This is a genomic window from Planococcus sp. RAB007_Raresut (assembly GCF_057369535.1).
Map to the genome: position 1 here is coordinate 359,414 of NZ_JBXYIF010000001.1, position 12,177 is coordinate 371,590.

13 protein-coding genes and 1 other annotated feature are annotated in these 12,177 nt (G+C 43.3%); of the genes, 4 read left to right on the plus strand and 9 right to left on the minus strand.

Features of this window, described 5'->3' with window-relative positions:
• Window positions 1-178: 178 nt before the first annotated feature.
• Both AC2Q9J_RS01750 and AC2Q9J_RS01755 read left to right on the plus strand, forming a co-directional pair.
• Window positions 179-1,012, plus strand: a complete 834-nt coding sequence (locus AC2Q9J_RS01750) for a transporter substrate-binding domain-containing protein (protein ID WP_341202487.1) — start codon at window positions 179-181, stop codon at window positions 1,010-1,012.
• Window positions 1,013-1,167: 155 nt separating this feature from the next.
• On the plus strand, window positions 1,168-1,845 hold the full coding sequence (locus tag AC2Q9J_RS01755; RefSeq protein ID WP_112222842.1) for an amino acid ABC transporter permease: 678 nt from the start codon (window positions 1,168-1,170) through the stop codon (window positions 1,843-1,845).
• A 659-nt stretch (window positions 1,846-2,504) separates the two neighbouring features.
• Here AC2Q9J_RS01755 and AC2Q9J_RS01760 read toward each other — a convergent pair.
• The 6 genes from AC2Q9J_RS01760 to AC2Q9J_RS01785 all read right to left on the minus strand — a co-directional run bounded on the left by AC2Q9J_RS01760 (window position 2,505) and on the right by AC2Q9J_RS01785 (window position 7,948).
• Window positions 2,505-2,936, minus strand: a complete 432-nt coding sequence (locus tag AC2Q9J_RS01760; protein ID WP_341202480.1) for a VOC family protein — start codon at window positions 2,934-2,936, stop codon at window positions 2,505-2,507.
• A 78-nt stretch (window positions 2,937-3,014) separates the two neighbouring features.
• Window positions 3,015-4,706 (minus strand): arginine--tRNA ligase, encoded by a 1,692-nt coding sequence (gene argS / locus AC2Q9J_RS01765; RefSeq protein ID WP_499036790.1) that lies wholly within the window; start codon window positions 4,704-4,706, stop codon window positions 3,015-3,017.
• A gap of 55 nt (window positions 4,707-4,761) precedes the next feature.
• Window positions 4,762-4,966, minus strand: a binding site (T-box leader).
• A gap of 15 nt (window positions 4,967-4,981) precedes the next feature.
• Window positions 4,982-5,296 carry a TIGR04104 family putative zinc finger protein gene (locus tag AC2Q9J_RS01770; protein ID WP_117312448.1) on the minus strand — a complete coding sequence of 105 codons (315 nt, stop codon included), beginning with the start codon at window positions 5,294-5,296 and terminating at the stop codon, window positions 4,982-4,984.
• A 33-nt stretch (window positions 5,297-5,329) separates the two neighbouring features.
• Window positions 5,330-6,661 (minus strand): D-serine ammonia-lyase, encoded by a 1,332-nt coding sequence (dsdA, locus tag AC2Q9J_RS01775; RefSeq protein WP_499036792.1) that lies wholly within the window; start codon window positions 6,659-6,661, stop codon window positions 5,330-5,332.
• 108 nt (window positions 6,662-6,769) lie between these two features.
• Entirely contained in the window at window positions 6,770-7,492 is a 723-nt protein-coding gene (locus AC2Q9J_RS01780) for a 3-keto-5-aminohexanoate cleavage protein (RefSeq protein ID WP_499036794.1), read from the minus strand.
• 174 nt (window positions 7,493-7,666) lie between these two features.
• Entirely contained in the window at window positions 7,667-7,948 is a 282-nt protein-coding gene (locus AC2Q9J_RS01785; RefSeq protein ID WP_341202475.1) for a hypothetical protein, read from the minus strand.
• Between the two features lie 181 nt (window positions 7,949-8,129).
• Between AC2Q9J_RS01785 and AC2Q9J_RS01790 the strand changes: the two genes are divergently transcribed.
• Together AC2Q9J_RS01790 and AC2Q9J_RS01795 are read left to right on the plus strand one after the other, a co-directional pair.
• Window positions 8,130-8,453 (plus strand): hypothetical protein, encoded by a 324-nt coding sequence (locus tag AC2Q9J_RS01790; RefSeq protein WP_499036796.1) that lies wholly within the window; start codon window positions 8,130-8,132, stop codon window positions 8,451-8,453.
• A 42-nt stretch (window positions 8,454-8,495) separates the two neighbouring features.
• Window positions 8,496-10,493: an ABC transporter permease family protein gene (locus AC2Q9J_RS01795; RefSeq protein WP_499036798.1), complete on the plus strand. Its 1,998-nt coding sequence runs from the start codon at window positions 8,496-8,498 to the stop codon at window positions 10,491-10,493.
• 83 nt (window positions 10,494-10,576) lie between these two features.
• On the opposite strand, the gene AC2Q9J_RS01800 is transcribed toward AC2Q9J_RS01795, so the two are convergent.
• From AC2Q9J_RS01800 to AC2Q9J_RS01810, 3 genes are all read right to left on the minus strand, one after another.
• A complete protein-coding gene (locus tag AC2Q9J_RS01800; RefSeq protein WP_499036799.1) occupies window positions 10,577-10,933 on the minus strand; it encodes a TIGR04104 family putative zinc finger protein in 357 nt (118 codons plus the stop codon).
• 36 nt (window positions 10,934-10,969) lie between these two features.
• Window positions 10,970-11,413: a hypothetical protein gene (locus tag AC2Q9J_RS01805; protein WP_499036801.1), complete on the minus strand. Its 444-nt coding sequence runs from the start codon at window positions 11,411-11,413 to the stop codon at window positions 10,970-10,972.
• Window positions 11,414-11,551: 138 nt separating this feature from the next.
• A complete protein-coding gene (locus AC2Q9J_RS01810) occupies window positions 11,552-12,001 on the minus strand; it encodes a hypothetical protein (RefSeq protein WP_499036803.1) in 450 nt (149 codons plus the stop codon).
• Window positions 12,002-12,177: the final 176 nt, after the last annotated feature.

Below are 12,177 nucleotides of genomic sequence, written 5' to 3' on the forward strand. Positions count from 1 at the left end.
AAACAGCCGTCAGCATTTTGGAGACGGCTGTTTCTTGTTTACATAAGAATATTATTTAGATTAAGTTGCAGGAATCTTCTGTGTTTTAAAATTCAGTATCTATGTTATTGCCCTCTTACACGCTTAATGCTATGTTTTTAAAGGACTATAAAATATGGAGGTTATTTATATGGCGAAAATGAAAAAAATGTTCTTTGCCCCTGCTCTATTGGCAGCTTCAGCGCTGGTTTTAGCTGCATGCGGCGGAGATGAAGATACCGCAACTGAAGAGAAAACTGCATGGGATGAAATTCAGGAAGAAGGCACATTGACTGTTGCGACTTCCGGAACTTTATTGGCAACATCATTCCGCGACGCGGAATCTGATGAACTTACCGGTTTTGAAGTGGAAGTTGCCCGTGAAGTGGCCGAACGCCTCGAACTTGATATCGAATTCAAGGAAATGGGCTTTGATGAAATGCTGACAAGTGTGCAGACTGGCCAAGTTGATATCGCAGCCAATGACATCGAAATTACAGAAGACCGCGCTGAAGAGTTCACCTTCTCGACTCCTGTAAAATATTCATATGGTACAGCAGTAGTTCGCGAAGACGATCTTTCAGGAATTTCCTCACTGGAAGATCTTGAAGGCAAAAAAGCGGCAGGCGCTTCCACTTCCATCTACATGGAAATCGCCCGCAGTTACGGCGCTGAAGAAGTTACTTATGACAACGCGTCAAACGAAGTCTACTTGCGCGACGTTTCAATCGGTCGCACAGACGTCATCCTGAACGACTACTACCTTTCAACTTTCGGTGTAGCTGCATTCCCGGAACTCAATATCACAATCCACCCGGACATCAAATACGCTCCATCTGAAGTTGGCCTTGTCATGAATCAAGACAACGAAGAACTGGCTGAAAACGTAAACCGCGTTCTGGATGAAATGCTTGAAGACGGCACCATCACTGAAATTTCCGAGGAATTCTTCGGCGGTGCTGATGTATCGGTTAAGCCTGATATTGAGGAGTAGAGAAAAGCGACGGCGCCCGTTAAGCTCTGAAAGGCATAAGACGGATTAGCGGAGCGGCGCTCTTTGCCGCATAGCTAAGCTGGCTTATGACCCGAAGAGCTGGGCGGTTGGAGTCTAGACACTAAGAAACAAGATGAAACAAATGGAGGGGTTCGATGAATGAAATTGAATGGGGATTGTTATTCGATCCGGTTTTGGCGATCGAATCCCTCCCCTATGTGCTTGAAGGCATATGGTATACATTACTCATTTCGGTCGTCAGCATGCTCTGCGGATTGATCATCGGATTTTTCCTCTCGCTTGCCCGGACATCTCCGGTCAAGCTCATGCAATATCCGGCGAGGCTTTACATCTCCTTTATGCGCGGCGTGCCGATACTCGTGATTTTATTTCTTCTGTATTTTGCATTGCCCGTCATCGGCATCGAATTTACAGCGGTACAGGCCGCATTGATCGGCTTCAGCATCAACAGCGCAGCTTATATCGCGGAAGTATTCCGGTCTTCACTCGCGTCAGTCGACAAAGGCCAATGGGAATCTTCCACCGCGCTCGGGCTCACTTACTGGCAGACAATGCGGCGCATCATCCTTCCGCAATCTGTGCGGATTGCCGTGCCGCCGCTGTCCAACGTCTACCTGGACCTGATCAAAGCGTCTTCTTTAGCCGCGATGATCACCGTGCCGGAAATCTTCCAGAAGGCGCGGACAGTCGGCGCCCGTGAATACGATTTGCTGACGCTGCTGATCCTGGTCGCATTGATCTACTGGGCAATCTGTTCAGTCATGACGGTGCTGCAGAATTATCTCGAGAAACGCTATGCGGATTATTTGTAGAATAAATGAGGCGGTCGCGTGAATTCGCGGGCGTCTTTTTTATTTGGTGATAAATTGTTTTTGAGATTGAATAAAAACTCCTGACATTCTCCTATAATTTCCAATATTATTTATGCGGTGGCGTTGGTTTGAGACATTTAAATTTTATCAGCGATTTTCTGGAGTTTATCGGCGATTTCTGGAGGTTTATCAGCGATTTTTTTTAGTTTATCAGCGATTTCTCAACGTTTATCAGCGATTCTTTAAATTCAGCATTAAAAAGACATAGAGAAAAGTTCTCTACATCACCTCCGTCAAATAGAGAACTTTTTCTGTTAAATAATGGCTTGGGCTTTTTTAATAGTCCCTTATATGTGAAAAAGTTCTGGCTAAATCTCAATATTTTCCATTAATAATTTCTGAATCATAATCTTCAATAACTGCTGCGATTTATCGTCGATTTTCGAATGTTTATCGTCGATTTCCCGAAGTTTATCGTCGATTCTCAACCGTTTATCGTCGATTCCTCAATTCCAGCAATAAAAACACAACAAAAACAGCACTCGAAATATCGAGTGCTGTCCTTTTATTTCACTATGATTTTAGCTTAATGCCTGTTCAAGATCTTCGATTAAATCTTCTACTCGCTCTTACCAAAAATCCCATCCCACTCAAAACCCTCACCCATAAAACTCATCATCACCCTCATCTTCATTTTCCGGCATATACATGACTTCCCATAAATGTCCGTCGATGTCTTCGAAACTCCAACCGTACATGAATTCGTTATCCATTTTATCGTTGGAGGCAGAACCGCCGGCCGCCAGCGCATTTTGAACGATTTCGTCAACGCCCGCTCGGCTGTCCGCCGTGATCGAGACGATCACCTCCGTGCTGGCGGCTGAGTCGCATAACTCTTTGCCGGTGAAGCTTTTGAAATAATCTTCAACCAGCAGCATCACAAATATATTGCGGCCGACTATCATGCACGCAGCGTTTTTATCCGTCATCTGTTCGTTGAATTCAAATCCGATATCACCAAAAAACTGCATTGATCTGTCCAGGTCTTTTACTGGCAAATTAATAAAAATATGATTGGATTGAATCGCCATGGTTTTCTCCTTTCATTTTCAGCTATTGCCTATAGTATTCGAGGGAAAGCGAAAGTGTCCTGCATAAGCCGGCAAATTTTACATTTCGTTCGGCGCCTGGATACCGAGCAAACGGAGGCTTTCCTTCAGCACCACAGTAACGGCAAAAACCAAAGCCAGTCTTCCTTCCAGCTGCCCATCATCTTCCAATACTTTCACGTGGCTATAGTATTTATTGAAATCCTGTGCCAGTTCGATTGCGTATCTTGCAATAACGGAAGGTTCGCTTTGCTCAAAGCTTTTCAAAATCACCTCCGGAAATGCCATCAAATCCTTGATGACTTCCCAACTGTAGCTGTCGTCCAGTCCAACAGCCTTAATCTCATCCACCGAAATTCCTGATTTCCGCAAAATCGAGCAGGCTCTGGCGTGGGTGTACTGGACGTAAGGTCCCGTTGCACCTTCAAAACGCAGCATTGCCTCCAGTGAAAACTCGACGTTATTCTGCCGCTCCGTTTTCAAATCGTGGAAAATCACTGCACCGACGCCCACCATTTGTGCGGTTTCCGTTTTATTCGCCAGTGCCGGATTCCGCTCTTCGATATTTTTTTCCGCCAGCTGGATTACGTCTTTTAACACCTGATCCAATAAAACCACTTTCCCTTTACGGGTCGACATCTTTTTCCCGTCTTTCAATATGAATCCGAACGGAATGTGTTCCATATCATCCGACCAGTCATATCCCATCTTTTTCAGCACCAATTTCAATTGCCTGAAATGCAGCGTCTGTTCTTGCCCAACCACGTAAAGCGATTTTGCAAAGTGATAATTCACTTTTCTGTATAAAGCGGCCGTCAGATCCCGTGTGCCGTAAAGCGTTGCGCCGTCACTTTTCCTGATCAGAAACGGCGGCAGCCCTTCTTCAGTCAAATCCACCACTTCCGCGCCTTGGGACTCCGTAAGCAAATCTTTCGACCTCAGCAATTCGATAGTCGCAGCCATCTTATCGTTATAAAAGGCTTCACCGGCATACGAGTCGAAATCCACTTCCAGCAGTTCATAAATTTTGCTGAATTCCTTCAGCGATTCATCTTTAAACCATGTCCATAATTCTTCCGCTTCCACGTCGCCATTCTCCAGTTGCCAAAACCACTTTCTGGCCTCGTCTTCCAGGCCAGGGTCACCTTCAGCTTCCTCATGGAATTTAATATACAGCGACAATAATTCCGGTATCGGATTTTCCTTCACCGCCGCTTCATCGCCCCATTTTTTATATGCGACGATCAATTTTCCGAACTGCGTGCCCCAGTCTCCCAGATGATTGATCCCCACTGCTTTATATCCAACCTTTTCAACGATTTTCGCCAATGAATTCCCGATCACCGTCGACCTCAGATGTCCCATCGAAAAAGGTTTTGCAATATTGGGGGATGAAAAGTCGATGGTGATATTTTTGCCTTGACCGAGCCCGCTCCCGCCATATGCCGCCTTTTCTTCCACGATCGTTTGCAGCAACTCTTTACTGACGGCTGATTTTTTCAAGAAGCAGTTTACATATGGTCCTGCAGCAACGACATCCTCGAACACAGGATGTTTTATCCGCTCCGCTAACTCCACTGCAATCAAATGCGGTGCCTTGCCTTGGATCTTCGCCAATGAAAAACAGGGAAACGCCAAATCACCCTGGCCATCAAACTTCGGTTTTTCAACTAAACCCATTATCTTCCCTAAATCCATTCCACCATCCAGATTTTTCTCGATTTCCTCTGCAAACAATTTGTTATAATCCATCGTTCCACTCCTCCTGTTTCCCGGTAAAAAAGAAAAAACCCCGTCTCTAATATGAATTAGAGACGGGGTTCCCGCGGTACCACTCTGATTGCCCGATCATCGGACCTGCTTAAAGCGGTAACGGCGCCAGCCGACCTGCCCTACTCGAGTTCAGGCGGTTTCTCAGATATGCGGTTCGGTATACTTCGGCCGCCAGGCTTCCACCATCCCCGGCTCGCTTCGACACTCCATATACCTACTCTTATCTTCCCAGAATTTAATGTATTTTTGTTATCTTACCGATTTCCATAATTTGTGTCAATGCTTGATTCGACTTTTTCATATTTAAGGAGAAATGGCAGGCCTGTTGAAACCAGGGCAATCACAGCCACAATCGGCAACATGACTCTTCCCAGCTCCAGATTCTGCATAAAAATCGAAATATAAATCACAGGCACCAGCAGCAATAAAACCGCCAATAGCCGAGAGGCACTGGCTACTTTATGCACTGTACCGCATTTCCGGCAACTAACCGGCCGAAAAGCGAGCCATAACGATTGATAAAGCTGGTTCCATTTGAAAGCTTGCTTACAGTTTTCGCATCTCTGCATTCTTCCGGCTCCTTCTAGCTAAAAAACGATCTTTTATTCGCGTAAATTTTTGCCTCTTTCGTACATCGCCTGCATATTTTCCTCAGGCACCAAGGCGCCGCCGGTAGACCAGGCAATGTGTACAGCCTTATCTGGATCCACACCGCGCGTGGACAGATATTCCTCTTGACTCAATTTAACCGGTCCGAGTAAAGATGAAGCTGCAGATGGCTCGACAAAAATGTCATCGCCATCGGCCAGAATTGCCAATAACCGGTATAGTTCTTCGTCTTCAAGTGTATAAATGCCGCTGATCAATTTTTCACTGATTGACGAAGCGAAACTCGATGGCCTGCCGACTGCAAGGCCGTCGCCTTCAGTCAAATTATCGATTCCGAAATCCTGGACGCAGACTTTTTCTTTCTGCCCCGTCATCAAACCGATCAGGACAGACGGCGAATGCGTCGGTTCCACAAAGAAGCAATGGACGGCATCGCCATAAATCTGTTTGAGCCCGAACGTGATGCCGCCCGGCGACCCGCCAACACCGCATGGCAAATAAACGACCAGAGGATGTTCCGCATCAATAGTCATATCCAGATCATCCAATTGTTTTTTCAGGCGGAAAGCTGCAGTGCTGTAGCCAAGAAACAGATGCTTCGAATTTTCATCATCGACAAAATAAGCCATTGGGTTCTCTTTGGTCTGTTGACGTCCCTCCAGAATGGCTTCACCGAAATCGCCTTCAAATTCATGGACGATGGCGCCTTTAGCGCGCAGCAAGTCCTTCTTCCACGCTTTTGCATCAGCCGACATATAGACGGAAACGGAAAAGCCGAGCTCCGCACTGATAATACCGATGCTTAGTCCCAAATTGCCTGTCGAACCCACGCCGATTGAATATTGGCCGAAGAAATCCTTGAACTCCTTGGATGCAAACTTGCTGTAATCATCGCCATCAGTGATCATGCCACTCTCCAGCGCCAATTGCTCCGCATGATGCAGCACTTCATAAAAGCCGCCGCGCGCTTTGATCGATCCCGCGACCGCGAGTTCATTGTCACATTTCAGGAACAGTCTGCCGGGAATTTTTGTGCTGTAAGTGGTTTCTAAAATGTCTTTAGTTGAGGAAATTTCTTTCAATGGTGACTCGATGATTCCTCCAGCTTCTGCCGTTTCAGGAAACGCTATCGCCAAAAAAGGCGCAAAGCGCTGCCATAGCTCCTCCGCTCCTTGCATATCCTCTTTCGTTACCGCCAGTTGTCCGAGATCCGAAGTCTTCGTTTCATTCGGATTCAGCCATAACACCGGCCGAAAATCCATCACGTCGGATAATAAAGGGTACTTCTGCTGCCAATCGTTGAGTTGCTGTTGCGTAACTGCCATTGGAATCATCCTTTCTGCTGAGTGACTGCTTCTCTCCTCATCATACATGAAATAGTTGATGATTTCAGTTTCTGATCTGAATGCATTTCGGGGAATCCATATTTAGATTTAAAATGCAGCTTGCCCCATCTTTAACTCTCTGTATAGTTCAACATTTCCCGATGCCCTTACCCCATTCCTCAAAACCAATGTATCCTCCAGGCCGATTCGCACTCCGTAATCTTGGGACAGGGCATTATCAATTACCCCCCATGTATTTATCCCTTCTCCCTGATGCACCTGTTCCAATGAATGATTATGCTCGGCTATAATATCGCTGATCTGGTTAGCTTGGCGAATTGCTTCCTCTTCTTCTTCGAAGAACATCTCAATCAGAACTCGTTCACAAAACAGGTCCAGCTTATGCTTCACAAAAATTTCGGCGTCGTTGAGATTCCATATCCCCGCTTCCGGTTTAATCCCTTTATTCTTCAGCAAATTCCAAAGTTCTACGCTTCCAGGCTCTGAGAGATTCACTGAAGTATAATCCGGCCGGAATTCCCATTCTCTGATATTCCGGTATCGCCTCTCCGGAGTCATCCCGTTGAACAAATTCGAACTTAAGCCGATTTTTATATCCGGAAAGCGCTGCCTTAAAATCCGCATTTGCGGTGCAAGCAGACGGTTTTCGAATGTCTCCATTCCCTCGCTGTCCCTTAAATGAACATGAAAATGCTGCACTCCAAGCTTCCTCACTGCATGAATATCGGCTATAACCTCATCGAGCGTAACAGGGATTCCAGCGTGCTCCCGTTTGGTCCGTCCCCCGTTTAAACAAACTTTTATGACCACGCTTAAACACTCCTTTTATAAAATGAAGAACCACTGTCAATCAAGGAATTGGCACAATATGAAATAAATTCTATAAATACTTTTCGATTTCCTTCCTGGCATTCGATTTATGTAGCCATTCAAAATTAAGCCTTTAATAAAAAGCAGAAACTTAATTTCTAAGTTTCTGCTTCACTAAACTATAAAATACAGTAAGACAGCTCCGATAAAATTTGGCAAAGCAATGAGTATGATTGTATTCGATAAATTGATTGTATTATCCAATTTAATAACAGCTAAATTTCCCAGTATTGGTGCAGATGAACTGATGAAACCCGTTTTTAAAAAGCCTCCCAGTAAGATGCCTCCCAGACCAATGATCCCTGTTATATTCATTGCAATCTCCCAGTTATTTTGAAAACTTAAAAAGCCTGTTATTAAAACAAAAACTGCTGCTCCCAGGATAAATCTTTTCATTTAAGGGCCTCCTGCCAGTGTGATTATTACTCTATTGAATAAGTTTACCACTTGTTTTTTCCAAATAGTTAAAACTATCAGTATTTTACCCCGTATACTCTTAAGTATACTTTTTTTACTCTCATCATTTACTCCTCTTCATTTCAGCAATAAAAATATATAACCTATAGGAGGAAAAAAGATGAAGCAAGCAATTATTTTCACTTTAACTTTCTTGGTTCTTGGAATCTTAAATTCATTGATCTCGATCCTGTTCGACTTGAATTTCGTCGATGTATCCATTCCGTTAGGCGTGGTCTGTATTGGTTTTGCTCATAGTTTCACAGGAGGAACCAGTCCTTATATGCGGCAGTCAGATATGGAAACGCGGGGCGAAACCGGCATTCGAATGCCATTCATGAATAAAGCAGCACGCACTTCATTTATCTTTTTCGGCTCTCTTGCTTACTTTCTGTTTGCACTCATTATGACGCTCTTTTTTTACAGGGAATATTTCATCGGATAATTACAGCTGTTTAAAACCCATTCACCGAAAGGAGGGCTCTTCTTGAAAAATCTCTTACTTCTGCCTTTGAAGTACTTGCTTGGTTTACTCGGAATCCTGTTGATCAGCTGTGCCCCTATTCTTTTTACACCTGGTCAATTATTCGACTTCCGGCTCTTTTTCCTGACGTGCTGGCAAGTGCTGAAAGAATTGTTGAATCCTGCAGCTTGGCAGCTCAATTACCGCGTCCCGGGCACATTCGATACAATTGACGTGTCATTTTTCGACTATTTTACCGGTCCTTATCTATATTCGATGCCAATTTTGATTGCTTCGCTTCTTCTTGCACTTTTGCTGTCATATATCCTGGCCGTCATGGCTATGCTGTCGAAAGGACACGCAAAACCACTCTTTCTGCAAACTACAAAAGTGTTGGAGTCGTTCCCGGATTTTTCATACATATTCCTGATTCAAATCGCGGTTGTCCAATTCTACACGGTAACCGGCTTACTAGTTCTTAATTTCTACAGCTTAGGAGATGCGCTGGTCTACTTGGCTCCGATCCTTTGCTTGTCGGTGTTGCCTACCCTATTGTTTTTCAAGCTCTTTATTTTGCTGTTTGAGGCTGAATGGAAAAGACCATATGTTGACCTGGCTAAAGCCAAGGGATTAGGCAATGCAGAGATATTACTGAAACATTGCACATCCAATGTTTTAAAGAGCTTGTTCTTTCAATCCAAATCCATTGTATGGCTCACCATCTCCTCTTTGCTCATCATTGAGCACCTGTTTGGGATAAACGGAATCCTTTACTATCTAAGAAGCGATTTTTCACCAATAGGAATCACATTTATACTCGTGACTGTTTTTACTCCGTTCTTTCTATTTTATAGTCTTGCTGAAATTTTGATTCATAAAGAAGGAACCGAAAGAAATGCTATATTCGGTAAGTTTAATTTAGCCTTTTTGGATGTTACTCAGCTGCGTTCTCTCATTTCCAGGATTTTCAGGATTTTCAGGAAAAAAGAGGCTTCAAATCCATTAGAAGGATTCCTATCTTTTTTCGGTAAACGATTGAAAATCACGATCCCTTTTTTAATTGTTCTGGGGCTCTTTTTCATCAGTGTCGGCTACTATCTCTTTTTCGATGACCAGGTTGGGCAAACGCCGTACTTGTATGCAGCTGATGGCGGCATGTTGGGCAGTGCGCCGCATCCTCCTTCTTCCGAACTTCCATTCGGTACAGATCCTTATGGTTATTCGATTTTCCAGCAATTGCTCGTGGGCATAAAATACACCATCGCTATTACGCTCATTACTGCAACGGTCCGTGTCGTTGCTGGTTATGTGTTCGGCTTTATCTATGTCTTTTATTTAAACAATAAATTCAGAAAAGCCGTGACGTCAATTGCCGATGGAATGCATTTTCTGCCATTAAGTCTGCTGGTCTATGTACTGCTCGTGCCCATACTCATCGGCCATGGTGAATGGACCACCACTTTAACCGAGCGTCTCGCTATCCAAGTACTGATTATGGCATTAATTGTGCTGCCGATTACTATGAGTTCGATCGGCAATGAAATGAACGAAACGTTGAAGAAAGATTATGTGCAGAGTTCTGTCCTGATGGGAGGTTCTCTGATATGGATTTTGGTTAAGCACATCAATCCACAGCTATGGCCAAAGCTTGTGCTGAACTGGACACAGCATGTTGTGCAGGTGCTTCAAATGTTTATACATTTGGGTATTTTATCGATTTTCGTTGGCGGTGCAAAAGCTCAAGCAGATTCTCCTCGACTCATTCCGGAAATATACGAGTTATCCGGAATGATTGCTATTTCCAGAGAGGCGTTTCTGACACAGCAATTCTGGATGATCCTCCCACCAATTTTTATCTTCATGCTGCTGATGTATTGCTTCAACACAATGGCCGAAGGAATGGCAGAGAACAAGCCGGTTCCTTCAGTCAGTAAAAATGAGGAAGTTAAAAGTACTCAACCGACTGTTGACTCGGGATCTCCAAATTTCGCCAGGTTAAAGGAAAGGAATCAATTAGGATAGTGTTTAAGATTGAAGGAGGGACAGCTAAGATCAGCTTCCCCTCCTTCATTTATGTTTTCTGAAATTTTTCCTGTCTCTACTAGTCACCAACCTGATTCCACTTCTTCGGATAGCTCAGTTGTAGAAATGAGAATGAATATTCCGAGCACGATTGTCAGTATGGCGACGGTAAAGAAAGGAACAGCAGCTAATTCAAATTCTCTCCATGCCAGAAATGTAATGATCATATACCCCAGTGTAATAAAACCCTGCAGCTGTTTTGTTTTTCTGGAGACATACTGAACTTTCTTACAGTTCGGGCATGCAGTCCCTTGATTATGATCACCATGGGCTTTAAATGTTTTCTTCAAATTCCATTTCTGCTTACAGTTTGGACAATGCGGCATTCCTCCACCTTTTGTAATTAGACAGAATAAGGCTGATTGTATTCTATAAAGCATAGAATTTCTATGCTCTGATAATGACAGAAACGGTCCTCAATCAACTACTACCGAGAAAGCATAGTTGCCGTCCCCTTCTTTCCAAAGTGCCTTTATATGATAAACATAGATGCCTTTTTCTTGCGGCGTTGAAATGGAATCATTTATAAGTTCGATTTCTTTGATATTATTTTCATCAATCCATTGCTCTATTACCAATGTTTCAGAAAGAGGTTCCTTATGAAAATCAATTCCGATTTTTTCTTGCGGTGAAATCAAAGTGGGATTATGTTCTTTTGCCATATCTAAAGGAGTCGTATGAATGAAATCCACACATTGTGAAATTATAATTCCACGCCAGCAATAGGAACCTTGCGTAGTCGGAATCTCTTTTCCGTTCACTGTAACATTTGGTGTGGGCGGTTCCATTCGAAAGGGCTCAATAATTAGTATTGCCAATATCAATACAGCAAAAATAACTGGTTTGGGAAATTTAGTCATTATCCTTTCCCCCTTTTACTTCTATTAGACAGGCTTAGTGGCAAGAAGTTACAAGATTAAAATTATAACTTGAATCTATTTTGCTTTTTGCATAGTTAAAAGAAAAGGTATTTTAAATGTAACTAGTTTCGCTTTCGCCTACCATTCCAAAACACTGATATCTTCCGGAAGTGTGCTTATAAAAAATTCTTTTTGTTCGACGTTTAAGCCGCTCCCTGTGAACTCGGTTCCATAATGCTCAGAGGAAAACAAAATATTCCCGTTGCAGTAGAGAAAGACTGAAAACCATTTTAACTGTCCAGCAGCATTCAACGGATTGCTAAGGAGAAAGTTCTTCGCTTTGTCAGTCATCTCTCCTTTCACGATTAGAACCTTCCCTTCTATCCGGCATATAACGTTCTTCATTTGTTGAATGATTTCATCAACCACAGCCCGCTCGTCCTCCCAGCAATGGATTTCAAAAGTATCCATTCCACTTAGAAAATGTTCGATAAGCGGCTTCCAAAATGAATAGTCTTCAGCGTAATGCATACCATTATCTGACTCACTATATGTGGTGATCTCGAAGTGCATATTGTATGTAGGCATCGGACTTCTCCTTCAGAATGTAATTCATGTAACTGCATTAAAAACGTAGACGGCAAAAAAATTATACCTATCAGCTCAAGATGAATTCTGGAAATGATTTTCCTATTTTGCTTTATTCTTCTTGAATCCATAAATCTCCTTTATTCATTTATCATTCGACCTCTAAGTGATCTCGA